Annotated in this window: 26 protein-coding genes and 1 tRNA gene; 3 read left to right on the top strand and 24 right to left on the bottom strand. The window is 27.4% G+C overall.

The window, feature by feature from the left end:
• Positions 1-85 precede the first annotated feature (85 nt).
• From RATSFB_RS01135 to polA, 5 genes are all read right to left on the bottom strand, one after another.
• The gene (locus RATSFB_RS01135; protein WP_014094230.1) at positions 86-913 is read right to left on the bottom strand and encodes a class I mannose-6-phosphate isomerase; all 828 of its coding nucleotides are present in this window, start codon (positions 911-913) and stop codon (positions 86-88) included.
• A 77-nt stretch (positions 914-990) separates the two neighbouring features.
• Positions 991-1,078 (bottom strand) — tRNA-Leu (locus tag RATSFB_RS01130).
• A 58-nt stretch (positions 1,079-1,136) separates the two neighbouring features.
• A complete protein-coding gene (locus tag RATSFB_RS01125) occupies positions 1,137-1,688 on the bottom strand; it encodes a lytic transglycosylase domain-containing protein (RefSeq protein WP_014094229.1) in 552 nt (183 codons plus the stop codon).
• Between the two features lie 22 nt (positions 1,689-1,710).
• The gene (coaE, locus tag RATSFB_RS01120) at positions 1,711-2,304 is read right to left on the bottom strand and encodes a dephospho-CoA kinase (RefSeq protein ID WP_014094228.1); all 594 of its coding nucleotides are present in this window, start codon (positions 2,302-2,304) and stop codon (positions 1,711-1,713) included.
• Between the two features lie 13 nt (positions 2,305-2,317).
• Positions 2,318-4,900 carry a DNA polymerase I gene (polA, locus tag RATSFB_RS01115; protein WP_014094227.1) on the bottom strand — a complete coding sequence of 861 codons (2,583 nt, stop codon included), beginning with the start codon at positions 4,898-4,900 and terminating at the stop codon, positions 2,318-2,320.
• 49 nt (positions 4,901-4,949) lie between these two features.
• Between polA and RATSFB_RS01110 the strand changes: the two genes are divergently transcribed.
• Positions 4,950-6,251: a DNA recombination protein RmuC gene (locus RATSFB_RS01110; protein WP_014094226.1), complete on the top strand. Its 1,302-nt coding sequence runs from the start codon at positions 4,950-4,952 to the stop codon at positions 6,249-6,251.
• A 35-nt stretch (positions 6,252-6,286) separates the two neighbouring features.
• On the opposite strand, the gene RATSFB_RS07385 is transcribed toward RATSFB_RS01110, so the two are convergent.
• The 9 genes from RATSFB_RS07385 to RATSFB_RS01075 form a co-directional block, all read right to left on the bottom strand.
• A complete protein-coding gene (locus RATSFB_RS07385; RefSeq protein WP_173362854.1) occupies positions 6,287-6,451 on the bottom strand; it encodes a hypothetical protein in 165 nt (54 codons plus the stop codon).
• Between the two features lie 97 nt (positions 6,452-6,548).
• A complete protein-coding gene (locus tag RATSFB_RS01105; protein ID WP_014094225.1) occupies positions 6,549-8,222 on the bottom strand; it encodes a hypothetical protein in 1,674 nt (557 codons plus the stop codon).
• A 31-nt stretch (positions 8,223-8,253) separates the two neighbouring features.
• Positions 8,254-8,415, bottom strand: a complete 162-nt coding sequence (locus RATSFB_RS07345) for a hypothetical protein (protein ID WP_158309317.1) — start codon at positions 8,413-8,415, stop codon at positions 8,254-8,256.
• Between the two features lie 343 nt (positions 8,416-8,758).
• Positions 8,759-9,799 (bottom strand): acyltransferase family protein, encoded by a 1,041-nt coding sequence (locus RATSFB_RS01100; RefSeq protein ID WP_044035478.1) that lies wholly within the window; start codon positions 9,797-9,799, stop codon positions 8,759-8,761.
• 74 nt (positions 9,800-9,873) lie between these two features.
• The gene (locus RATSFB_RS01095; RefSeq protein ID WP_014094223.1) at positions 9,874-11,031 is read right to left on the bottom strand and encodes an amidohydrolase; all 1,158 of its coding nucleotides are present in this window, start codon (positions 11,029-11,031) and stop codon (positions 9,874-9,876) included.
• Positions 11,032-11,061: 30 nt separating this feature from the next.
• Positions 11,062-11,529 carry a TspO/MBR family protein gene (locus RATSFB_RS01090; RefSeq protein WP_014094222.1) on the bottom strand — a complete coding sequence of 156 codons (468 nt, stop codon included), beginning with the start codon at positions 11,527-11,529 and terminating at the stop codon, positions 11,062-11,064.
• An 84-nt stretch (positions 11,530-11,613) separates the two neighbouring features.
• A complete protein-coding gene (locus tag RATSFB_RS01085) occupies positions 11,614-12,414 on the bottom strand; it encodes a rhomboid family intramembrane serine protease (RefSeq protein WP_014094221.1) in 801 nt (266 codons plus the stop codon).
• Between the two features lie 37 nt (positions 12,415-12,451).
• Entirely contained in the window at positions 12,452-13,906 is a 1,455-nt protein-coding gene (locus tag RATSFB_RS01080) for an aminoacyl-histidine dipeptidase (protein ID WP_014094220.1), read from the bottom strand.
• Positions 13,907-13,928: 22 nt separating this feature from the next.
• Entirely contained in the window at positions 13,929-15,050 is a 1,122-nt protein-coding gene (locus tag RATSFB_RS01075; protein ID WP_014094219.1) for a 30S ribosomal protein S1, read from the bottom strand.
• A 192-nt stretch (positions 15,051-15,242) separates the two neighbouring features.
• Between RATSFB_RS01075 and RATSFB_RS07155 the strand changes: the two genes are divergently transcribed.
• A complete protein-coding gene (locus tag RATSFB_RS07155) occupies positions 15,243-16,106 on the top strand; it encodes a hypothetical protein (RefSeq protein WP_014094218.1) in 864 nt (287 codons plus the stop codon).
• Between the two features lie 115 nt (positions 16,107-16,221).
• Positions 16,222-16,839 carry a hypothetical protein gene (locus RATSFB_RS01065; protein WP_014094217.1) on the top strand — a complete coding sequence of 206 codons (618 nt, stop codon included), beginning with the start codon at positions 16,222-16,224 and terminating at the stop codon, positions 16,837-16,839.
• 33 nt (positions 16,840-16,872) lie between these two features.
• Here RATSFB_RS01065 and lgt read toward each other — a convergent pair whose 3' ends face one another.
• The 10 genes from lgt to RATSFB_RS01020 form a co-directional block, all read right to left on the bottom strand.
• Positions 16,873-17,667, bottom strand: a complete 795-nt coding sequence (lgt, locus tag RATSFB_RS01060; RefSeq protein WP_014094216.1) for a prolipoprotein diacylglyceryl transferase — start codon at positions 17,665-17,667, stop codon at positions 16,873-16,875.
• Between the two features lie 14 nt (positions 17,668-17,681).
• Positions 17,682-18,929: an aminopeptidase P family protein gene (locus RATSFB_RS01055; RefSeq protein ID WP_014094215.1), complete on the bottom strand. Its 1,248-nt coding sequence runs from the start codon at positions 18,927-18,929 to the stop codon at positions 17,682-17,684.
• Positions 18,930-19,067: 138 nt separating this feature from the next.
• Positions 19,068-19,193 (bottom strand): hypothetical protein, encoded by a 126-nt coding sequence (locus tag RATSFB_RS07520; RefSeq protein WP_256359017.1) that lies wholly within the window; start codon positions 19,191-19,193, stop codon positions 19,068-19,070.
• A gap of 19 nt (positions 19,194-19,212) precedes the next feature.
• On the bottom strand, positions 19,213-19,845 hold the full coding sequence (locus RATSFB_RS01050; RefSeq protein WP_014094214.1) for a hypothetical protein: 633 nt from the start codon (positions 19,843-19,845) through the stop codon (positions 19,213-19,215).
• Between the two features lie 2 nt (positions 19,846-19,847).
• Positions 19,848-20,045, bottom strand: a complete 198-nt coding sequence (locus RATSFB_RS01045; RefSeq protein WP_044035477.1) for a hypothetical protein — start codon at positions 20,043-20,045, stop codon at positions 19,848-19,850.
• A gap of 87 nt (positions 20,046-20,132) precedes the next feature.
• Entirely contained in the window at positions 20,133-20,657 is a 525-nt protein-coding gene (locus RATSFB_RS01040; RefSeq protein ID WP_014094213.1) for a spore maturation protein, read from the bottom strand.
• 10 nt (positions 20,658-20,667) lie between these two features.
• Positions 20,668-21,240, bottom strand: coding sequence for a nucleoside recognition domain-containing protein (locus tag RATSFB_RS01035; protein WP_044035476.1), 573 nt, complete (start codon positions 21,238-21,240; stop codon positions 20,668-20,670).
• A 74-nt stretch (positions 21,241-21,314) separates the two neighbouring features.
• Positions 21,315-22,313, bottom strand: coding sequence for a LacI family DNA-binding transcriptional regulator (locus RATSFB_RS01030; protein WP_014094211.1), 999 nt, complete (start codon positions 22,311-22,313; stop codon positions 21,315-21,317).
• 43 nt (positions 22,314-22,356) lie between these two features.
• Positions 22,357-25,473, bottom strand: a complete 3,117-nt coding sequence (gene ileS, locus RATSFB_RS01025; protein WP_014094210.1) for an isoleucine--tRNA ligase — start codon at positions 25,471-25,473, stop codon at positions 22,357-22,359.
• Between the two features lie 137 nt (positions 25,474-25,610).
• Complete coding sequence (locus RATSFB_RS01020) at positions 25,611-25,832, bottom strand: hypothetical protein (RefSeq protein ID WP_044035475.1); 222 nt, start codon at positions 25,830-25,832, stop codon at positions 25,611-25,613.
• Positions 25,833-25,840 lie beyond the last annotated feature (8 nt).

Below are 25,840 nucleotides of genomic sequence, written 5' to 3'. Positions count from 1 at the left end.
TAAATTATACCAAATTTAAAAAATATTATAACTTTATTTTTATATAATCCAATACTTTTAATATAATATTTATAGATAAAATCACTTAAACTTTGGTGATTTTATCTATAACTCTTAACATTTCTAAATTACCATTAATTTTACATTTAGTGTTTTTATAAACATATATTGTATCTAATTCACATATGTTTATCAAATTTCCATACTCATCTTCTATAGTTCCATTTCCATTTAAACATATATACACACAATAATTTTCATTATAATTATATATGTATTCACCATAAATATTTAATTTTTCAACTATGAAATAAGGAGATTCAAGTTTATTGAAGTTCTCTATTCTACCAAAGTTTGTATCATTATTGAAGTTTATAACATCCATAGCCTTATCTACATGAATTTCTCTATCTCTCCCCCAATCATATATTCTATAAGTTACATCACTACATTGCTGTATCTCAAGTATCTTTATACCACCTTCTATAGCATGAACAGTACCAGCTGGTATATATATCATATCCCCCTTCTTAATATGAATCCTTTTCAATAAACTCTCTAAGTTTGAACACTTTAATGCATTTTTAAATGCTTCCTTACTCACACCATCTTTCAAACCACAAATAAGAGTTGCATTTTCATCGGTATCTAATATGTACCAACACTCTGTTTTACCAAAATCATTTTCATATTTTTTTGAATAATCATCCGTTGGATGAACTTGAACAGATAAACTACTATTAGCCTTTATCTCTTTTATTAAAATTGATAATTCTTTACCAATGCATTCTAATAAATTTCTCTCATCATTTTCAACAAAAGAAATACCATTTTTGTGTGTTGATAAAATCCACTTTTCATATCCCCATATTTTTCCCATATAAAAAGGTTTTAATTTCAATATTTTACTCATATAGCAAACACCGCCTTAATTAATCTAATATATAAAAAATAAAATAGCGATGTAATAATACAATCGCTATTTAAAAATGGTGCAGGTAAAGGGACTTGAACCCATACGTGCATATCGCACACTAGACCCTCAATCTAGCCTGTCTGCCAATTTCAGCATACCTGCAAATATATAAATACATATAAAATTATAATTATAATATTATTATTTGTCAATTACATTACTATTTATCTTTATATAAATATTTATAAATATTATAATTCAATTTTATCTTCTTTATGTACAATTCAGTTTCCTTAAAAGGTATATAATCTAATTTTTTACCATCTCTAGAAAACTCCTTATTTTTTAACCATTTATTTACATTTCCCCTTCCTGCATTATATGCAGATAAAATTAAAATGTAATCATCATTAAATTCTTTCCTTAAATTATTTAAATACCAACATCCCATAAATATACTAGTTTCAGGATCGTTTAACTTATCTAAAGAAAATTCTATTAAATTTATTTGTTCTGCTATCCAATTAGCAGTTAGAGGCGTTATTTGCATTAACCCCCGTGCATCTTTTTTAGATACTGCATACTCATTAAAATTACTCTCAGCTTTTATAACAGACATAACTAAATACTTATCCAAATCATACATGGCAGAATACTTCTCAATATAATTATAATACTTAACTGTATATATAGATTTTAAAACATTTATGGAAATAAGAAAAGTTAATGCAATACCTATTAAAACTAAAATAATATTTCTTATTTTTACCATTTTGATTGTACCACCATTCAAATCAGAGTTTATTTAAAAATAAACATAAGTTATTTATTTGATCCTCCAAGAGCTCTTCTTCCTTCGAATTATCAATTATGTAATCAGCAAACCTCTTTTTTATATCAATATCCATTTGAGCATTTATCCTTCTAATTGCATTTTCTTTATTCAAACCATCTCTATGCATAATTCTACTTATCTGTTGCTCTCTCTTTGCCCATATTAATACAACATAATCCATAAAAAGATGGATATTCTTTTCAATTAAAACTGGTGCATCTAATATACAAATACGCTCATTATTCTCTTCATGAAATTTAAATTCCTCATCTATACATTTTAAGATTTTAGGCATTATAAAATTTTCATATTTCAACCTATCACAATCATTTGAGAAAATATATTCACCAAATTCCCGTCTTAAAATTTTATTATCACAAATAAACTTGCTTCCAAATTTCTCTTTTATATATAATAAAACTTCTTTATTATTATTTAATATAAAACTCACAATTTTATCTGAATCTATAATTTTGAATCCTTTTTTAATCAGCATTTTAACTACTGTACTCTTCCCTGTAGCTATTCCTCCAGTTAATCCTATCTTTTTCAATTAACTTCCTCCACTACTTTGCTTCAAACCAGTTTTTACCATAAGATAAATTCACTCTAAGTGGAACACTTATATCCTCATAACACAATTCCATTTCTTCCTTAACTATTAAAGATACCTTCTCAAGTTCATCTTCATACACATTCAAAACAAGCTCATCATGAACCTGAAGTATTATTTTAGATTTCAGATTTTCTTCATTTAATCTATTATAAACCTTTATCATAGCAAGTTTTATTATGTCAGCCGCACTACCTTGTATAGGTGTATTCATAGCAAGTCTTTCTCCAAGAGATTTTATAATTTTATTTGATGATCTTATCTCAGGAATATCTCTTCTTCTATTAAAAATAGTTGTAACAAACCCATCTTCCTTACCCTTAACTATAATTTCATCTAAATATTTTTTAACACCAACATATCTATTAAAATATTTATCCATATACTCTCGAGCTTCTTTTCTAGATATTTTTAAATCATTAGATAGAGCAAAATCACTTATTCCATATATAATTCCGAAATTAACAGCCTTACACCTATTTCTCATCTCACTTGTAACATCATTTTCATCGACTGAAAAAATTTCTGATGCAGTCATTCTATGAATATCCAAATTTTCTCTAAATGCTTTTATTATAATCTCATCTCCAGATATATGTGCAAGCATTCTAAGTTCAATTTGAGAATAATCAGCAGATAATATGTAACTATTTTCCTCAGCAACAAACGCTTTCCTTATTTCACGTCCTAAAGGATATTTAACAGGTATATTCTGAAGATTTGGTTCTACACTTGATAATCTTCCTGTAGTTGTCAAAGTTTGATTGAATGATGTATGAACCTTAAGATCATCATCTATTACATCCATAAGTCCAAGTATGTAAGTTGATTGAAGTTTTGTTATTTGCCTATAATTTATAATTTCTTCTATAATCTCATGCTTATCTATTAAAGCTTCTAAAACCTCAGCATTAGTTGAGTATCCTGTTTTAGTTTTCTTTATAATCGGTAAATCTAATTTTTCAAATAATATCTTTCCTAGTTGCTTTGGCGAATTAATATTAAATACTTCACCTGATAAATTATATATTTTATCAGAGTGCTCTTTTATCTTTATATCAAACTTTTCCCTCAATTCCTCAAGCATCTTGATAGACACTCTAAATCCATATAATTCAATACTAGCTAAAATTAATGATAAAGGATGTTCAATTTCAAAATAAAGTTTCATCATATTACTATTTTTTATTTTACCTAAAATAATTTCATAAATTTTCTCAAAAAACGAAATCCCTAAATACTCTTTATCCCTATCTAAATATACCGAAACATAATCACTACATAAACTTAGAATTGTACACTCCTTACCTGGATTTAGTAAATAATCCCCTATAACTAAATCAAAGACCATATTATTTACTTCTTTTGAATTTTTGAACATAACTTTATATATCATCTTTGAATCAAAACATATCTTCTTATTCTTAGATGAAAAAATCCTGCTTACCTCATCAAAATTTTCAGATATAAACTTCTCTTTTATTATATAATTTTCATTATCAAAATTAATATATGTATCACCTAAACGAATTTCAGAGACTTTACTTCCTAAAACCTTACAATAAATATATAAATTCTTATCAGATCCATAAATTTTATTTATTAAACCTCTTAAATACCCTAAAGTAGAAACCTCATCAAAAAGTATATCCTTCTCATATCCCTCATTACTATTTATATCTATTTTATTTAAAAGTGATTTTAATTCATATTTATTATATAATTCATATACTTCTAATGAATCTAACTCTCCATAAGCTTTTATATCTTCAATAGAGAATTCAATCGGTACAAATCTATTTATCTTACTTAATTTTTTTGATAAGAAAGCCAACTCCATACCATTTATAAGATTTTTTTTAATCTTTCCCTCTTTTAAATTTTCTAAGTTTTTATATAAATTTTCTATACTTTTAAACTCTTTTATTAAGGAAGTTGCACCCTTCTCTCCAATACCAGGAACCCCAGGAATGTTATCTGATTTATCACCCATAATAGCTTTAACATCTATAAACTCAATCGGAGTTACCCCATATACTTCGATCATCTTTTTTTCATCATAAACTTCTTTATCTGTTATACCTTTTTTTGTTATAATTACTTTGGTTATGGAGGAGCTAAGCTGGAGTGCATCTTTATCACCCGTAACTATTATAGGTTCAAATCCATTTTCTTCATATATCCTTGACAATGTCCCAATTAAATCATCTGCCTCAAATCCATCAAGCTCAAAAATATTTATATTCATTGCTCTTAATATTTCTTTTAATGGTTCAATCTGCTCAAATAGTTCATTAGGCATAGATTTTCTACCAGCTTTATAATTTTCATACTCTAAATGCCTAAATGTCTTAGCTTTACGATCAAAAGTTGCAATTACATATGTAGCGTTAAATTCTTCTTGCATTTTAAAAAACATTGTTAAATATCCAAGAATTCCATTAGTATGTATTCCTTCAGAACAACTAAGAAGTGGAAGAGCATAAAAGGCTCTATTTAAAATGCTATTGCTATCTAATATCAAAACCCTTTCCATATCTACACCTCTCTAAAAATTAAAATTTATTTTAAAAGGAGATTAATTCATGATAAATACTATTATAATTGCTTCCCTATTGATAATAATTTTTTTAAATATATTCCTCATACTATGCTTCAGGGAATACATAAGCAAATTTCAATCAAACAATTTATTAAACAATATTATAAATATAGATCATTCAATAAATAACATAAATAATAAGTTAAATAAAACCTTAACATTATATGAAAAAAATTTAAGAAATGAAATCCAAACACAGTTTATATCTTTAATAGATTTACTTACAAATCGTTTAAATGAAGTTAATACGAACCTAACTACATCTTTAGATTCTCTCAAAAAACAATCAATTTTAGAATCTAAAATGAATAGAGATGAACTTTCAAAATCATTTGAAAAAATCTCTAATTCTCTTGAAAAACAACTTAAGAATATCACCGAAACACAAAATAATTTAATCTCATCTACAGAAAAAAAATTAGACATTATGCGTGACACAGTCGATGAAAAATTACAAAAAACTCTTGATAATAGGTTGTCAAAATCATTTGAAATAGTTAGTAATCGTTTAGAGATTTTATATAAGGGCATAGGAGAAATAAATACACTATTTTTATCTATAAACGATCTTAGAAAAATTTTATCAAACGTAAAAACACGTGGAATAATTGGAGAATATCAGTTAGAAAACCTTATTTCTCAAACATTAAATGAAAACCAGTATATTAAGAACGTTATTACGAAACATAATTCCAAAGATCGTGTTGAATTTGCACTTAAAATTCCTTCAAAAAATTCAGGAAAAGAGCTACTTCTTCCAATAGACTCAAAATTCCCTCTAGACAATTACTCAAAACTTGTGGAATCGTATGAATCTTCTGACAAAGATAATATAGAAAAATATTCAAAACTTTTAGAAACATCTATAAAAAAATTTTCAAAAGATATACACGAAAAATACATAGATCTAGATAACACAACTGACTTTGCAATATTATTTTTACCTATAGAAAGCCTCTACTCCGAAATATCAAAAAGAATTAACTTAATAGAATTTATACAAAGAGAATATAAAATAATAATAACAGGTCCAACAACACTATACGCTATGTTAAGCAGCCTAAACTTAGCATTTAAAACAATATCAATCGAAAAACATTCAAGTAAAGTCTGGAAAGTACTAGGAGAGGTTAAAAAAGAATTTGATAGCTTTTCAAATATACTAGAAAAAGCAAAAAATAAACTGGAACAAGTGAGTAATGATTTAACTTCTTTATCTGATAATAAAACTAAGAAAATACAAAGTAAACTTAAGGACATTGAATCTATTTCTTATACTGAATAATAACATGAGTAATCAAATACTCATGTTATATTTAATTAGCTATGAAAAAAAGAACAATCCTCCTGCTCTTTTAAAATGCTATTTGGGATCTTCCCATATATCTCGCACTCGTTACATTCTCCTCTATTTTTACAATCATAACAACAAATGCCTCTTATAATAACATCAATATTATTGTTTATTATGTCGTTATTGTTCACATAGACACCCCTTAAAATCATAATAACTTAAAAATACAACTAATCTTAACTTGCCTTGGAATTATTATACTATATACTCTTTAAAAAATTTGTTATTTTATGCTTCAAATAAACAAATTTTTTCATTTATTCTTTCAATAACACCCTTCATATTTATGTTATGAAATACCTCTTCTATAAAACCTTCATTCCTCTCAAGCTCATTACCAAAATATTTTAAATTATAATAATCATTCATATCTTTTGGTATAAAATTATCAACATTATATATAAGCTCCAATAACTTATCCTCTATAAAATTAAAGACTTCATATACATTTATACCAAATATAAACCTCACATCATATTTTCTAATAAGCTCTTTTAAATCAGATAGAGAATCTCTTATTTCACTACCAATATTAAAATATTCAATATTAAAATAAGAATTTATGTTATTTAAAACTATACTTATTAATACATTAAACCTGTATTTCAAATCCGTTAATTCATCATTATCTATATTACCATATAACTTGTAAAACTCGCTTGCAAATAAATAATATTTAAAACTATAGTTATAAAACTCAGAACTAGCTTCCATCTCATATTTATATATCAAATCTAAAAGTTTATTTTTAAATATTTCATTTTTAATCATAAACTCCATATTTCCACTTATAGAAAAAAAGTAATCTATCGCACCATCTATATTAAGTTTAGAATAAGTTATTTTTAAATTCAAATCCTCTATTATATCTATATCCCATAAATCCAATACATAAAAAGTCATAAACACTGTTTTAATTATTGAAATAACATCTACATAATTACTCCCAAAAACTATATTACATAAATTACTTTTCAAATTATTTTCATACTCATCTAAGGTATAACATAGTTTTACCCTGTTTTGACTCAATATGTTACATATAGAATATAAGTCTTCATATCCATAAATGTTATTAAACAAATCTTTTATAACATCGATATCATTTTTCAACTTGCTTAATATGAAATTATATACTATAGGATTCTTTATATTAAATTTCTTATTGTAATAAATATTTATAAACGAATCTTCTAGTTTTCTAAAGGAATTAAGTAACATTTCCTTAAACTCACTATGATCATTAAAAATTTCTCTATGTACTAAATATTTTTCCATTACACCAATCCATTTATTAACATCACAAGAAAAGTTTATAAATACATAAAATAAAACAAGCTTGTCTATATAATCAAAGTCTTGATATTCCAAATCCAAATCATAATAGTTAGTAATATCACAATTTATATTTAAAAATTTTTCAATTTTATCTTTATAAAATTCTAAATCCTCTATATATAGAGAATTTTTACTCTCTACAATTTCCTTTTTCAAAAAACTCCTAGTATTAACTACTAACATCTTATTGTTAGAATTTTTTATCCTATTTAAATAACTTTCAAATTTTATATCATTAAATTTTATACTTCCAAAAAAATCATAAAAATAAAAAATCTGAAACTCATTTTCTAAATAAATTTCTTCAAACTCACTAACACTAGATATTTTAAAAACACCTATATTTAGATCTCTTACGTATCTATCATTAAAATACTTGTATATAATTCTAAAACAAAACCTCTCTCTCAATTCATTTGAAAGTCCATAACATATAAAAATTTTTTCATCATTTAGCTTCGTTAATAATTCTTCAAAAAAACTATCTTCTCCAGATATTTCTTCCCCAAAATCCCTATTTTCTAATTTAAAAATAATTTCCTCACTTATATTGAATCTAAACATAATATGTAAAATGCCTTTTCTATATTTAAAATTAATTTAACACATTTAATGTTATATTACCATATCCTACTTTATCTGTAGTGTATTTATTTTCAAAATTTAAAAATAGTTGTACATCAATATTATTGTGATTGCAATAATTAAAGATATTATCAATATTTAATTTTTTATAATCTGAATTTTTATTATCCAAATTTTTAAATCTTTTACCTATAAAAACAAAAAACTCCTTGAATGTTTCAAAGGAATTTTCAAACTCATATGTATTATTATCACAAACTACTAAAAGTTTCTAATGGCAAGGGGCAATTTGTTTTAATACATAAAATGAGTTAATGTATGAACCATAAATCTTAGTTATAAAATGTAGTTCGATGCCTTAAGAGTACAAACTTTACTCCCATATGGTCAAACTAAATGCATAATCTAAAATTAACAAAAAAACACTTAAGTCTCTTGGAAAGTATTATAACATAGTCAAAAGAAAAGATAAATAAAATTAAATTCATTTTTATTCAACATAATTATTTAATTTATCATGATGTTTTAATTTTATATATTAAACTCTTATACAAATTTATTAAAAAAACTGGACCTGTCAAAATCAAAATAATTATTATAGTATAAATGATACCAAGTAAATTTAAATCAATATCACTAGGCAAATACTTCCCAATTAAAATATCAAATATCCCCTCATTGTATAAAATTCGATATAGCGGCATATGAAATGCAAAATAATATAATGAATTTTTACCAATGAACTTTATTGCTCCAACCCACCTAAAAATATATGATAAATACAAATATGTAAAAACACCTGTTAAACTTATAAATACATGAAATAAATATGATATTAAAGCAATTATAAATCCAAAATCATAATAAATAATATCCGCATGTTCTATCTTCCCTAATAGATTCATCACATTTATAACAATTGAGATAACGAATATAGGAAACAAATTTTTGAAAAAATACTTATAATTTCTATTTGAATACTTATTTACCCCTCCAAATAAATCCCCAATAAAATAATAAATTATAAAATACAACGATGCATCAAAACTAAAGAACAATGTATTCAAAGATCCTGTTGTTCGAAAAATAACCACTCCAATAAAACCAAAAATAAGGATTATAAACGAGATAAAATAATTATTGAAAAAACATTTCAATATATAATAGAGTATCTCAACAGTAAAAAATGATGTTAAAAACCATAATGGAACATTTATATAAATTTCATTTCTCTTTGATAATAATATAGTTTCTAAAATATCTAAAATATCATACTCCATGCCCAAATAATTATTATACAAAATATAAATAACCATAGATATTACACTAAGAATAATGTATGGAATAATTATGCCCTTAAACTTCTTACTTAAATAATCCCAAAATGAATTTATATAATGTGCATCTCTATATAAAAACCCACCAACAAAAAAGAATACGGATAACTGAAAAGAGAACACATACGAAAATAGTTCAGGTTTAATTGGCATGTGTCCAAGTATCACAAAAAATATTCCAATTCCCTTAAATACATCTATAAAATCAATACGTTTCAACAAAAATCATTCCTAATCTTAACATAGTAAAAAATGTAATACAAACTTAGTATTACATTTTTTATTTCCAATTATTACACACTATAAACTATCTTTCCATCAATTATTGTATATAAACATTTTGAATCCGATATTAAAGCACTCTTATCAAATATAACTATATCAGCATCTTTTCCAGTTTCAATACTTCCAACTCTATCATGTATATTAACTATCTCAGCTGGATTAATAGTTATTGCACGTAACGCATCCATTTCGCTAAGTCCAGTATCTTTCATTGCAAGTCCTGCACATAATGGAAGATATTGTTGCTCTATTACTGGATGATCGGTTGTTATTGCAACTTTTATACCCTCATTAATTAACACACTAGGTGTATCAAACGTTTTATTATTAAGTTCTATCTTAGATGCCATAGTCATGGTTGGACCTACAATTGCTGGATATCCAGAATCCTTTATGTATTTTGATACCAAATGACCCTCAGTACAATGATCAAGTGTCAAATTAAGATTAAATTCTTTTGCAATCCTTATAGCTGTTAAAATATCATCTGCCCTATGACAGTGAGCTTTAAGTGGTATTTCTTTATTTAAAACAGGTATCATAGCTTCATATTTTAAGTTAATATCAAAAAACTTATTTTCCTTCTCCGCATCTTTCTTCTTATTTAAATAATTTATAGAATTAACTATAAGTGTTCTTAAAAGAGCTGCTGTACCCATTCTAGTCATAGGCATTTTAGATTTTGAATTATATACTCTTTTTGGATTTTCTCCAAAAGCAACTTTCATCCCTATGGGATTTTTAACTACCATTTCATCAATACACTCTCCATAAGTCTTAAAAGCCCCAAACACTCCTCCACAAACATTAGCACTCCCAGGTCCTGATACTACAGTTGTAACCCCACCTTCTCTTGCGTATTTAAAACATTCATCAAATGGATTTATAGCATCGATTGATCTCATTTGAGGTGTTATAGGATCTGTCATCTCATTTCCATCCGCACCTTCAAATCCCATACCCCATTCATACAATCCCATATGACAATGTGAATCAATAAATCCAGGATATACAAACTCAGAATTTAATTCTATAACTTCTTCTTCATTATGTACTTTCAATCCTTTACCTATTTCTACTATCTTTCCATTTTCAATTCTAATATCTCCATTATCTAATATCCCTTGATCGCTCATAGTATAAATTTTACCATTTCTTATTAACATAAACCAAACTCCTATCAAAACATAATACATCTACATCTCATTATACATCCATATAAAATAATTAAGGACCCCTGCATAAGTTAACCAAATTATATATATAAACATAATAAAGGATGCAATTTTTGAATTTTTAAAATATTTTATACCTAAATATATAGAAAATACAATAAGAAATAATATAATAAAAAATCCTATACCATATAATCTTTGTGCAAAAAACACAATACTCCAAGAAAAATTAATAAGCATGGAAAAAATATATGAAATAAAATTCCTTCCACCATTTTTATAATTCAAATACACTGCTATAGCAATTAGCAAATAAAGTATTCCCCAAACTATAGGAAATAAATTACTCGGAACAGAAAATGACGGTTTTTTCAAAGAATCATATATAAGTTTAAGATCTCCTGATAAAACACTTGATATATACCCTCCCAAAAAATTAAATATAAGTGCAAATATTAGAACTCTTATATTTTTAAATTTTAATCTCATCAAAATCCCCCTATATTTATACTTATATTATTATATTATGATAAATTTACATAAAAAAATAACCGAATCATATCCGGTTATTTTTTATTTATGTTCATGATCAAAAATATGATCACTACAATATTCATACTCACCATTGCACTTCGAACAATATCTAAAGTCCATATTCTCATCACTTTTATCAGTTTTTCCACAAATATAGCACTTATGTGCAAAAGATTCCTTTTTTTCAAACTTTAAAACTTTACTTTCAAATTCTTGCGCACGCCTTCTTGCACTAACATTACTAGATGTTTTCTTAATAAAATGTGGCACAAAAAATATAAGAAGATTAATAATAGGTGCTAATACTATAATTTTAAGCTGCCAAAAACTTGCATTTATAAATTCATATACTAGTAGTGTTCCAAAAACTATTGCAATATATTTCATCTTAATCGGAATAACCATAAACAAATAAACTAAATGTTCAGAATTCAAAAGTGCATAAGCTAAAAATAATGACATATTTAAATTCGAAACACTAACAACAGGCACTCTAAATATCATAGATACTAAGGATATTATTATCACTCCTGTAAAATAATATATATTAAATTTAAATGTACCCCAATATTTTTCAAGTTCACGTCCTATAAAAACATAAAAATATACTACAAATATAAAGAAAATAGGATCAAATGTTGGAGGTATAAAAATATAACTTACAAGCCTCCAAATTTCTCCTTGTAAAACTTTCTCTGGAATAAGTGCAAGAGCCAACGATAAATTCATATTTCCAAAAATTGATAAAATATAAACTAATACATTTGCTATAGAAATTATAAACATTAAATCTTTAATGCCAAATTTTTCTCGCCTATCCTTAATTCTTGAAGTCTTCATTAAAAATCCTCCACTTTTACTATCTTAACTAATATTACTATTTTATTTTTTTCAATATTCCTTTTAATAAAATCCACACCTTATTTGAAGAAGATATTGAAACCCATTCTCCTGGTGTATGATTATCTTTAACAAGCGGTCCAAAAGATACCATATCTAACTCAGGTAATTTTTCCTTTATGATACCACATTCAACACCAGCATGAATTGCATAAATTCCCATTTCTTCTCCAAATATTTCTCTATATGCCTCTTGTGATATTTCACGCAAGTTTGATTCTTTATCATATTTCCATCCAGGATATGGATCAGATTCTTTTACAACTGCCCTAAACGCTCTACTAAGTACATCTATACTACGTGCGACATTATACATCGCAGATCCTATAGAACTCCTAACTGCATTTTTAAGTATAACTGTTTCTCCATCATACTCTATAACTCCAAAATTATTTGATGTTACAACCAATCCTTCTATATCAACGGAGCTTGATATAATACCATTTGGCATTAAATACATAAGTTCTATTAAATCTTTTGAATCTCTAGTACTTATCATATCTTCCCTTGATGGAACATCTCTTTTAGAAACCTCTACATAAAAATCTTCTTCTCCCTCAAGCTCACCTCTAATAACATCCTCTGCAGATTTTATAGAAAGTATTGCATTATCTATATCCTCAAGATCAACCCTAATTTCACATGTAGCTTCCCTTGGAATAGCATTATCCTTTGCTCCTCCAGATATGGATACAATATTTATATTAGAATAATTTTTTTCAACATTTATCAAAATTCTTGATAAAATTTTGTTTGCATTTCCTCTCTCTTTATTTATATCAACTCCAGAATGTCCACCTTTAAGCCCTCTAACTTTTATACTTATAACTACACCCTTTGCTTCTTCAGTTGTAACTTTCTTCATAACAGTTGTACGCATACCACCTGCACAACTAACTAAAAGATTAGAATCATCAACAGAATCTATATTAATTAAATATTTACCTCTAAAAAATTCAGGATTAAAATTTTTAGCCCCAACCATACTAGTTTCCTCTCCAACAGTTATGAGAGCTTCTAATTCTGGATGATCAATATCTTTAGATGCCATTATAGCCATAATATATGCAACAGCTATACCGTTATCGGCACCAAGAGTTGTATCAGTTGCATAAATCTTATCTCCAATAACTCTAATCTTCAATGGATCTTTATAAAAGTCATGCTCTATTCCCTCATTTTTCTCACAAACCATATCCATATGACCTTGAAGTATTACTGTTTTACCATTTTCATAACCTTTCGTTGCAGGTTTTCTCATATATATATTAAGACTCTCATCTTGAACAACTTCTATCCCTAACTCTTTTGCAAAATTCATCAAATAATCACTTATTCTTTTTTCATCGTTAGAAGGTCTTGGTATCATACTTATATCTTCAAAATACTTAAAAACTTCTCTTGGTTCAATATTATCTAAAACCCTACTCATAATAATAACTTCCTCTTTCCTATTATCTTAATTTTAAAAATATATCTTTAAAAACTTCCCCTAAAGTATCATTTTGTGGATTTTCATCAATATATCCACTTTCATTTTTTGTGCATTCATCTGTATCCCTACAACTTAGAGATATTTTATTTTCCTGATCATCTTTACATATTATTTTTGCTCTTATACTATCTCCTATTTTAAACAATTTATTTAAATTTACATGTTCATCCGAAATCTCACTTACGTGAATAAACCCTGTAAGATAATCATTTAAAGATACTATAAGACCATAACTTAATATTTTAACCACAACTACATCATATATGTTACCTTCGATAAAATCATTTTTATATTCTAAATAAGGATTATAGTTACTTTCTTTCATGGTTAAATATATCTTATTATTTTCTTTATCGACTTCTAATACAGAAACACTAACCTTTTCAGATACTTTTAGTATACTATTAATATCAAAATTATGTTTATTTGAAACTTCTGATTTATGTATAAATGCCTGAACTCCTGAAATATCTATAAAAGCCCCAAAATCTTTTACACTCTTAACCCTACCTAAAAACTTATCTCCAACATTTAATGATTCCAAAAATTTAGCCCTCTCTTTGGCTTCCCTATCCATTTCGATTTCTTTGGCTGAAAATATAACTCTATTTTTATTTAAATCGAGCTCTATAAGTATAACCTCTAAATTTTTACCTATATAATCGTTTAAATTAACTTTATGTGTCGACACTCTAGATCCAGGTATAAATCCTCGAATTCCCTTATATTCACAAATAAGTCCAGAGTTAACCCTGTCTTTAATATAAACAGAAACCTTATCTCCACTTTTCAATATAAACTTAAGTTTATTTAAAGCATTTATATAACTCGCCTTTTTCTCAGAAAGTACTATATTACCAAAACCATCGTCAAGAGATACAACATAAACATCTATGCTACTTCCTTTTTCATAATCTTCACCTAAAAGCTCATCTCTCTTTATTATACCATCACAAAAATAATTTATATTAACAACAACCTCATCTTTATATGATGATATAACTTCCCCTTTTAATATTGATCCCTTTTTTATTTTTTTAAAATTTAACGATTCTTCCATGATTTTATTATCCCTATCCATAACAAACTGTACTTATAAATACCTATCTATAAATACTTATTTGCACCTCCTAAAGAAACATATATCTTATTTTATCACTATAAAAAATAAAATAAAACAATTTAAACATTTTATTTTATAACATAAACGTTAATCCCAAATATTTACGCAACGATAATATGAGAGTAAGCGCAATAAAAAAGGAGAATCTTTATGAACAAAAAGATTAAAAATTCATCAAAAGCAATAGCACTTACTCTAGCGGCAATATCAGCTATAGGTGTAGGATCAGTAGTTTTATCAAATATAAAAGAAGCAAAAGCACTTAGAATACTAGGAGGACTTAGTACTATAAAACCTGGAAGACAAGTATCAAACGGGCTAACTTTCCAAGGAATACCAGGGAACAGATCACTTGTAAATAACAAAGCCTTCAATGTAACATCTAAAAATAAAACTGTTGGAACTCAAACACCTAATACATCCAATAAATCAACACAAACAGTTAATACAACTTCAATAGGAACACAAACGGGTTCATCTGTATCAGTTAAAACTCAAACAAACGCAACATCCGATAAGGCAACTCAAACTCCTGGACACGTAAAATCACTTATTGCAAAATTCAATGCACTTTCTACAGAAGTTAAATCTAATAATACAAAAAGCACTCAAACTCCTACAAAGGTAGATAAAAGTACTCAAACACCTACAAAAGTAGATAACAGCACTCAAACTCCTATAAAAACAGACAAGGAAACTCAAACTCCTGGATACGTAAAATCACTTGTTAAAAAATTCAATGCAAGTTCTACAGAAGTTAAATCTAATAATACAAAAAGCACTCAAACACCTACAAAAGTAGATAACAGCACTCAAACTCTTATAAAAACAGATAAAGAAACTCAAACTCCAAGTAGCAACAATCAAACTTTAAAAAGTGCCGAAACAACAGGAAGAGATGATAAAAAATTCTTCCCAGAATATGAAGGTCTTAAAAGTAAGCTAAACACTTTAGAGAAAAGAGCTGAAGATAGACGCCTTGAAGATTCTAAAAGTTTAAATCTGAAAAAATAAAAATATTTCTATCCATACACGAACTATTCTAACATAAATTTCAAACTTCATATCAAACTCAAATATTTACTAAACGATAATATAAAGGTAACCAAAAATAAAAGGAGAATAATTTATGAAAAAAAACGCTAAAAAGAGAATAGCACTTACCCTAGCAGCAGTATCAGCTATAGGTATAGGAGCAGCTACCATGTCAAAGGCTCAAGAAACTAATGCAATGATGAGAATTTTTGGGGGACTTAGAAATATTTTAACTGGAAGATCCACATCAACTGGAACATCATACCTTGGAACACCTAAAACTGTATCATTAGTAAATAACAGTGCATTTTCCAACAACACGAAAACTCACAAAGATGGATCAAAAACTAATACTTCAAGAGGATTAACTGGATCTACAGGAGCAATAAACTCTGGAAAAGTTACATCAAACGGAACACCATTCCAAGGAATGCCTAAAAACCAAACACAAGTAGATAACAAAGCATTTGATAAACACACTAATGAACATAAAGTTCAAGATGGAGTATATACTGCAAAAAAAGTTACTACTACTGGTAGTGATGTTACAGTGCATCCAGCCCCACAAACTCAAATGAAAACACTTGAAAAACAACTTGCTACTTCATCAAAAAAAACATCTGGTAGTAAAACATCAGGCAAAAAAACATCAACTGTAAAATTTCAAGTTAAAAATTTAAACGGAAACACAACTATAACTCAAGTAAAATAATTCAAAAAAATAAGAATAGCTCACACGCGCGAGCTATTCTTTAATCTTATTATTAGATCTTAAATACATAAATAATCCTATACCAATTACAACAAATACAAGCGATACAATCTGCGATACGCGAAACGCTCCTAAATATAAACTATCTGTTCTCATTCCCTCTATAAAAAATCTTCCAATTCCATAGAGCACTCCGTATATACACGTTACCTCTCCAGAATTTTTCCTATACTTGTTAAAAAATATAATAAGAACAATAAACACAAATATATTAAGTACGCTCTCATACAAAAAAGTCGGATGAACTGTTATAATTCTATTTCCTTCATTAATACTCATACCAAAGAGTGAATTTGTCTCATAACCATATGCCTCTTGATTTATAAAATTACCCCATCTTCCTATACCTTGAGCAATTGCAAGCCCTGGAACTATACAATCTGTACAATCTAAAAAATTCTGTTTCTTTATCTTAGTATAAATAAACACCGTAAGTGCCCCGAATAATACCGCACCATAAATTGCAATTCCGCCTTCTCTTATATTAAACACACTTAAAAGATTATCTTTATATAAACTAAAATTAAATATCACATAATAAATTCTCGCACCTATTACCCCAAACACTATCATATAAAAAAACATATCCATAAATCTTTCAGTATCTAACCCAATACTCTTTGCATTTCTATATGAAATTATCATAGCCACTATAATACCAATTGTAATTATAATAGCATACCAAGCAATATCTACACCAAAAATAGAAAAAGCAATCTTATTTACCATAAATTCCAATCCAAGATTAGGAAATGCTATCTTATCCATCTTACCTCCATTAGTTAATTACAATTTTCTCCCATAAATTTTTCAATCTCATCAACAGTTTTAATTATACCTTCTGATAAAACCTCATGCCCATCTTTTGTCACCAAAATATCATCTTCTATTCTAATTCCTATACCTTCATCTTTTAGATAAAGCCCTGGCTCAACAGTTACAACCATTCCTTCTTTATATACAAAATCTCTTCCACCAACATCATGAGTATCAAGACCAAGCAAATGACCTATCCCATGATAATAATAATTAGATAACTCATCTCTATTTGATATCTTTCCTATCCTTTTAAGCCCTAAATATAAATGTTCTTTTGCAATTTCATTTAAATCACTTTGAGAAACTCCAGGACAAATCGCATCAATAACTCTAAGCTGAGCTTCTAAAACTATAGAGTATATTTCCTTTTGCCTATCTGTAAATTTCCCATTTGACGGAAAAGTTCTAGATATATCCGCTCTATAAAAATCCTTCTCCGCTCCAAGATCAAATAAAACTAAATCACCATCTTTAATTTTACTGTTATTTTCTATGTAATGGAGTATTACAGCATTATCTCCAGATGCAACAATAGATTTAAATGCATATCCACTTGCTCCACTATACTTTATCATGTAATCAAAATAAGACTCTATTTGATACTCATACATATTAGGCTTTAAATTCCTCATTATATTTAAAATACCCAATTTTGTTATATCAATAGCTTCTCTAATTTTTGATATTTCATAATCATCTTTTATAACTCTCAAATTTTTAATGTGAGAATAAATATTTTTTATATTTACATGTGGATACTTCACTCTTAATTTATTTGCGCACTCCTCAGAATATATATAAGAATGTCTATGATCATCCCTATCAAAATCAAAATACACAGTAGGTGATTCTTCTGATAGAATTATATTATTTAAAAACGAATAAAACTCATCTATGTATAAAACTTCATCGACACCACTTATAGAAATTGCCTCATCTTTTAATATTGTTTTACCGATCCATTTAACCATATCCTCCGCTCTATCCTCTATAAAAAGCGTAGATTTAACATCCCCATTTATCTTCCTTAAAAATAATATAATACCCTTATCTTTAACACCCGTAAGATAATAAAAATTCTTATCTACATTAAAATCATAATACTCATCTCTGCTTATTCTAACTTCTTTCCCTGAAAAAATAATACACATATCACCATTTCTCATATTAGATGAAAGCTTCTTTCTCCTTGAAAGATAAATATTTTCCATATAATAAACTCCTCCTAATAAAAATTTGAAATAACATCACACAAAATATAATAACCTATTTCCTACCTCAAAACATAGTAACTATTTATAATGAAGTAAATATTTTTATAAAAAATTTAAGGGCAATAAATATTGCCCTTAAAATATAACCGCCAATATAAAGAATATTCCTATGCCAACTGTAACATAAAATTGTAATCTCTCTTTTGCACTCATCTCACGCAGGCCTTGTTCAATATCATTTTTTATATCTTTTATACTCATCAATAAATCACCTTAATAATTAATATCTAAATTCTCCCAATGAATCAAATTTTATAAACCAATCTGGATGTGCAATTCCAAGTATTCTATCTTCCACATACTCAGTTGGTTCATTCTCATCTTTTCCTAAAATAGTACTTGTATGTATAGGATTTTCTACATTATCATCATCTGTAAATTTATCTAACCCATCTATCTCATTTGTCGATTCATAAATTCTATCTATATTAAAATCATATATTTGAACCAATTGATTCTTAAGTATATCTCGAAGCTCATAAACCTTCTTAAGCTCTGTATCAAATTCTACCTGTTTTTCATTAACATATTTTAATTTATCGTCTAATTCCCTATTTTTATCCTCATATTCTATTTGAAGAGATAAAAGTTTATCTCTTTCCTCTTTTAACGTCTTCTCCATAATCATACGTTCCTCAATAATTTTTTGCCTCTGAAAATTTAAATCTTCTCCCAAATTTTTATAATTATCTATTTTATTTTTTACAAAAAACACTACACCAAATATAAATAAAAATACAGTAATAAACAAACAAAATCCAACTAAATATTTCTTTTTCACATTTTCTCTTTTTAAATCTACACTCTTATCATAATCATAATTTCTAATTACTTCTAATTCTGAATTCTTCATAACTAAGCCCCCAAAAATCCATTAATAGCAAACGAAGTCATAGTTAAAAACAAAAAACAGGAAATTGTAGTTTGAAATACCTTTATAATAAAGGTTAAAACAAGTTTTCTAGTCCCTATCAAAAAATCTTGTACAGGTTCGACACCAACAAAACAGGTAAGTAATCCAACTATCATAAGAAAACTTTTTATTACCTTCAAAGGAATACATCTCCTTAAACTTAATTTTCATTGGTACAATATTAAAAAACCCTACTTAAATTTATGTAATTTATTTATTTTTTATGTTTAATTAAAAAATATTATTTTAGTTACATTTACCGCAATAATAACTCCTATTATTTCAGAAAATATAGCTGTCCATAACGTATGCCTTATTTTTTTAATTTTTACACTCCCAAAATAAAGTGCTATTGTATAAAATATAGTTTCCGTAGAGCCCATAAGCACAGATGACAACACTCCCAAATATGAGTCTGCTCCAAATGTCTTAATGTTATCTGTATATATTCCAAGTGCTCCACTTCCTGATAATGGTTTCACAAAAATCTGCGTCACAACCTCAGCTGGTATTCCAATCATGTCAAGAAAAGGTCTAATAAAATTTACTATGTAATCAAGCATACCTGAATCTCTAAAAACTTTTATAGCAAGAAGCATGCACAAAAGATATGGAAATATGTTTTTACAAATATTCAAACCATCTTTGGCTCCCTCAACAAACACCTCATAAACCTTAACCTTCTTAATTATTCCATATAAAACAATAAATAATATTATAAACGGAATAAACGATGATGATAAAAAATTCATTAAATCACTCCTAAAATATTCTCTGAAGTAGCTTGCATATAATTATCGATATGATACTAGTTAAAAACGTGGTTATAAAAATTCCCAAAATAACCCCACCATGATCCACAGAACCAGCAATACTTCTTACAGAAAGAATCGTCGTTGGAAATAATTGTATGCAATTAGCATTTAATACCAGAAATAAAGCCATATCATTAGATGCCACATTTTTATTTTCATTTACAACATCAAGCTCCTCCATAGCTTTAATTCCAAATGGTGTTGCTGCATTTCCAAGTCCTAATATATTTGCAGTTAAATTCATCACAACATGTCCCATCACTCTCTCATTATTCTTTTCTTTAAATAAAATCTTAAGTATTGGTTTCAACAAATTTGCAAGTTTTTTTGTAATTCCACTCTCTTCTGCTATTTTCATAATTCCACACCACAAACACATAACACCTACAAGGGATATAATAAGTGTTACAGTTGATGATGTAGAATCTAAAATAGATTTACTTATCTTATCTCCGTTATTTCCTACCAATGAATAAATAAGACCTGATCCTATCATGAAAAACCAAATATAATTTATCAAATAATCACCTCGCTCTTTTTAAGATAATTTTATTTTTCTTATTAAGTTTTTATGTTAAAAAAAGAAGAGTACAATTACCTTGTACTCTCCCTCTCTATTAAATTATATGGAACTACATAATTAAAGTTATTTATTTGTTCATTATTAATTATCTTTATAAGAGTTCTCATACCAATAGAACCCAAATCATAGCTCGATGTATCAATCGTTGTGAGTTTCGGAGAAAATGCTGCTGACATTAAAATATTATTGAATCCTATAATTTCACATTCTTCTGGAATATCAACTCTATTTTCACGAAGTGCATTAATAGCCCCTATAGCAAGTTCATCGCAAGTACAAAATACCCCATCAAATAAAACGCCTTCCTTAATTTTCTTTTGTATATATTCATATCCATTATTCAAAAATGGCTTACAATAACATATAAGTTCATCATCTATTTTAATTCCATTTTCTTCTAACGCTTTAACATACCCCTTGTATCTATATGCAGATGCGTTTAACGTATCCTTATGATCCCCTATATATAATATTCTTCTTCTACCATTTGATATAAGTTTATTTACCGCCTCACTTGATGCCTTAATATTATCTATTGTTATATTAGGAATATTTTTATTACAAACATTTGTTTCTATTAAAACTGTTTTCATATCTAACTTCTGTATAATATCCAAAACCTCATCTTCAAGAGAATTACTCATAAATAGAATACCATCAACCATTTTCTCTCGAAGAATATAAATGTACTCCTTTTCTTTATCCAAATTTAAATCTGAATTACAAAGTATTATATTATAATTGTAAATATTAGAAACATCTTCAATTCCTCTAACTATCTCTGGATATAATGAATTGGATATATCAGGGATTAAAATACCGACTGTCCTCGTCCTTTGTGTTTTCAAACTTCTCGCTATAATATTTGGCCTATATCCTAATTTAGCTACTGCTTCTTTTACTCTTTTTTGAGTATCTTCATTAACAACTTCAATTCCATTTAAAACTCTTGAAACAGTTGCAATAGATACCCCCGCTTCCTTCGCAACATCTTTAATTGAAATAGCCATAATACAATCGCTACACTGGGTAACTAAATCCTTTCTAAAAATTTTATACTCTTACAATATCTAAAACTAGTATTTCTTTATTAATATTTAACTCTACATAATTTAAATTTAATATTTCATCATTAAAATAAATATTAGTAGTTAATGTTTCTTTCTGTATAATCTCCCTATATTTATCGATTATACTTACCAAATTAAAACTATCTTTTACATAAATTTTAATCTTATCGCTTACCTCAAATCCCTTTTCTTTCCTTAAATTTTGAATCTTACTTATTATTTCACGTACGAATCCTTCTTCTCTTAAAGTATCTGTGATATTAGTATCAAGCACAACTCCAATAGTTCCTTCTCCAGAAAATGCATAACCCTCTAATCCATCCATTGTAATTAAAACATTATCTTTATTTAACAAAATACTCTTATCTAATATAGAAACTTCTACGCTTTCACCTGCTTTAAGATTTAAGGCCAATTCCATTTGATTACTGTTTGATAAAAACTCTTTTATTTTTGGAATATATCTTCCATACTCTTTCCCAAGTACTGGCAGATTCGGTTTAAGATTAAAACTTACATATTTACTTATATCAGAATTAAATTCTATCTCTTTTATATTAAGCTCATCTTTTATAATAGAGTGATAATAATTCTCTAAATTCTCTCCACTCACAAGTATCTTCTGGAGTGGTTGCCTATTTTTAATATTAGCATTATTTCTCGCACTTCTTCCAAGTTTAACTATTTTATACGCAAGATCCATATCACTTTCAAGATCTTTATCTATTAAATCATACCTACACTCTGGAAAATTACATAAATGTATGCTCTCTCTTGAATTTTCATCAAGATTTTTAACAAGATTTTGATAAATTTCTTCAGTTACAAAAGGTATAAATGGTGCAAGTATTTTTGATAAATCAACAATTACTAAATAAAGCGTCATAAAAGCACTTATCTTATCTTCATCAAAACCATTTGTCCAATACCTCGATCTATTACGTCTTATATACCAATTAGAAAGCTCATCAACGAACGTTTCAATCTTATAAGCTGCATTAGTTATTTTATAAGACGAAAGCATTTCATCTACATCTTTAATCAAAGTATTTAATTTTGACAATATCCATTTATCCATAATGTTTGAAACAGTATAATCTTTATAATTATTCGGATTAAACTTATCTAAATTTGCATAAAGCACATAAAAAGAATACACATTCCAATATGTAGATAAAAATCTCCTATGAACCTCTTTTACATCATTTTCAGAAAATCTAGATGGAAGCCACGGATAACTCGATGTATAAAAATGCCATCTAACAGCATCAGCACCTTGAGAATCAATAACCTCATTAGGATCAACAACATTACCCAAATGTTTAGACATCTTCTTACCATGTTTATCTAAAACATGCCCTAAAACTATACAATTTTCAAATGGATTTCTATCAAAAATAGCAGTAGATATTGCCATAAGCGTATAAAACCATCCTCTTGTTTGATCAACCGCTTCTGAAATAAACTGTGCTGGGAAATTCTTCTCAAATAATTCTTTGTTTTCAAAAGGATAATGATACTGAGCAAACGGCATACTTCCTGAATCAAACCAACAGTCTATAACTTCCTTTGTGCGAGTCATCTCTCCCCCGCACTTTTCACATTTAAGTTTAACTTCATCTATAAAAGGCTTATGAAGCTCTATATCTTCTAAAACATTTATTCCTTTTTCCTTCAATTCCTCTATAGATCCAATACACTCTCTATGCAAACACTCACATTCCCAAATAGGGAGTGGAGTTCCCCAATATCTATCTCTTGATATACTCCAATCTATTACGTTTTCTAAAAAATTTCCGAACCTTCCCGTCCTTATATTATCTGGATACCATGAAACTTTATCATTATTTTTAAGTAAATTTTCCTTAATTGAAGTCGTTTTAATATACCAGCTATCTTTAGGATAATATAAAAGAGGAGTATCACATCTCCAGCAATGAGGGTATGAGTGCGTATATTTCTCACTTTTAAAAAGCATTTCTCTTTCTTCTAAAAGTTTTATTATCTTAATGTCACAATCTTTTACAAACATTCCCTTAAAATCGCTTACCTCATCCGTAAACTTACCCTGAAGATCTACAGGATTTATAAAAGGCAAATTATATTTTTGACCTACCTTGTTATCATCTTCTCCAAACGCAGGAGCAATATGTACAATACCAGTTCCATCAGATAATGTTACATAATCTGCATGAACTACATAAAAACCATTTTCTTCTGGTTTTATATAATCAAATAATTGATCATAATGAGTCCCTTCAAGTTTATCTCCCTTAAACTCATTTATTATTTCATATTCTATATCACCTAAAATTTTTAAAAGATCCTTAGCAAGTATATAAATTTCACCATCTACAAGAACCTCAACATATGTATAAGCTCTATTAATCGCAAGAGCCGTATTAGATGGAAGAGTCCATGGAGTAGTTGTCCAAGCTAATATGTACTTATTGTCAAATCCTTGAACCTTAAATTTAGCAACTACCGTATTGTCTTTAATATCTTTATACCCTTGAGCAACCTCATGAGAAGATAAACCCGTTCCACATCTTGAACAATACGGAAGAATCTTATGACCCTTATAAAGCAAATCTTTATCCCACATTGTTTTGAGTGCCCACCAAACAGACTCTATGTAATTGTTGTGATACGTTACATATGGGCTTTCCATATCTACCCAGTATCCAATCTTTTTAGACATTTCTTCCCACATTTCAACATATTTAAATACGTTATTTTTGCACTCCGATACAAACTTACTTACTCCAAAATCTTCTATTTCTTTCTTTCCTGAAATAGAAAGCTTCTTTTCAATTTCAAGTTCAACAGGAAGTCCATGAGTATCCCATCCAGCCTTTCTCAAAACTCTATAACCCTTCATAACCTTATATCTAGGTATGATATCTTTTATAACTCTTGTTATAACATGACCTATATGAGGTTTACCGTTAGCTGTTGGTGGACCGTCATAAAAACTAAAATATTCGCCATATTCATTCCTATCAAAGTTCTTTTTAACAATATTGTTCTTTTCCCAAAAATCTAATATGTGTTTATCTATTTGATTCATAGGAACATTAGATTCGACCTTTTTATACATAAACCCTCCAAGCTAATATTTAAATATTAAAATTAAAAATACTTCACTCTAAAACAAAGTGAAGTATTTTACATTATTTTTTAAAATTATAAATTCATACTCAAAAATTGTCAATTATGTACGCATTTTACAACTATTTAATTCTCATATCCAGGCGATGGATATGCTGGAGAAGATGGAGATTTTAAAACTCTAGACTCAGGTTGTGGATAAACACCCTCCTTAGAACTAAGCTCTAATTTTTTTCTACCTATCTCATCTAATTTACTCTGATTTGATATTCCAACTCCAGCTAAAGCAGCAGTTAGAGATAAAGCACCAACAACACCGACTCCTACTAAACAATAACGAATTTGCATATATTTTC

The organism is Candidatus Arthromitus sp. SFB-rat-Yit (assembly GCF_000283555.1).
Classification (GTDB): domain Bacteria; phylum Bacillota; class Clostridia; order Clostridiales; family Clostridiaceae; genus Dwaynesavagella.
The sequence above is the reverse complement of the archived record's forward strand: the minus strand, read 5'-3'. Positions and strand labels throughout refer to the sequence as shown.

Coding starts and splice junctions, on each gene's coding strand:
- RATSFB_RS01135 (WP_014094230.1), bottom strand. CDS start 913: ATGAGTAAAATATTGAAATTAAAACCTTTTTATATGGGAAAAATATGG.
- RATSFB_RS01125 (WP_014094229.1), bottom strand. CDS start 1,688: ATGGTAAAAATAAGAAATATTATTTTAGTTTTAATAGGTATTGCATTA.
- polA (WP_014094227.1), bottom strand. CDS start 4,900: ATGGAAAGGGTTTTGATATTAGATAGCAATAGCATTTTAAATAGAGCC.
- RATSFB_RS01110 (WP_014094226.1), top strand. CDS start 4,950: ATGATAAATACTATTATAATTGCTTCCCTATTGATAATAATTTTTTTA.
- RATSFB_RS01105 (WP_014094225.1), bottom strand. CDS start 8,222: ATGTTTAGATTCAATATAAGTGAGGAAATTATTTTTAAATTAGAAAAT.
- RATSFB_RS01095 (WP_014094223.1), bottom strand. CDS start 11,031: ATGTTAATAAGAAATGGTAAAATTTATACTATGAGCGATCAAGGGATA.
- RATSFB_RS01090 (WP_014094222.1), bottom strand. CDS start 11,529: ATGAGATTAAAATTTAAAAATATAAGAGTTCTAATATTTGCACTTATA.
- RATSFB_RS01085 (WP_014094221.1), bottom strand. CDS start 12,414: ATGAAGACTTCAAGAATTAAGGATAGGCGAGAAAAATTTGGCATTAAA.
- RATSFB_RS01080 (WP_014094220.1), bottom strand. CDS start 13,906: ATGAGTAGGGTTTTAGATAATATTGAACCAAGAGAAGTTTTTAAGTAT.
- RATSFB_RS01075 (WP_014094219.1), bottom strand. CDS start 15,050: ATGGATAGGGATAATAAAATCATGGAAGAATCGTTAAATTTTAAAAAA.
- RATSFB_RS07155 (WP_014094218.1), top strand. CDS start 15,243: ATGAACAAAAAGATTAAAAATTCATCAAAAGCAATAGCACTTACTCTA.
- RATSFB_RS01065 (WP_014094217.1), top strand. CDS start 16,222: ATGAAAAAAAACGCTAAAAAGAGAATAGCACTTACCCTAGCAGCAGTA.
- lgt (WP_014094216.1), bottom strand. CDS start 17,667: ATGGATAAGATAGCATTTCCTAATCTTGGATTGGAATTTATGGTAAAT.
- RATSFB_RS01055 (WP_014094215.1), bottom strand. CDS start 18,929: ATGGAAAATATTTATCTTTCAAGGAGAAAGAAGCTTTCATCTAATATG.
- RATSFB_RS07520 (WP_256359017.1), bottom strand. CDS start 19,193: ATGAGTATAAAAGATATAAAAAATGATATTGAACAAGGCCTGCGTGAG.
- RATSFB_RS01050 (WP_014094214.1), bottom strand. CDS start 19,845: ATGAAGAATTCAGAATTAGAAGTAATTAGAAATTATGATTATGATAAG.
- RATSFB_RS01040 (WP_014094213.1), bottom strand. CDS start 20,657: ATGAATTTTTTATCATCATCGTTTATTCCGTTTATAATATTATTTATT.
- RATSFB_RS01030 (WP_014094211.1), bottom strand. CDS start 22,313: ATGGCTATTTCAATTAAAGATGTTGCGAAGGAAGCGGGGGTATCTATT.
- ileS (WP_014094210.1), bottom strand. CDS start 25,473: ATGTATAAAAAGGTCGAATCTAATGTTCCTATGAATCAAATAGATAAA.
- RATSFB_RS01020 (WP_044035475.1), bottom strand. CDS start 25,832: ATGCAAATTCGTTATTGTTTAGTAGGAGTCGGTGTTGTTGGTGCTTTA.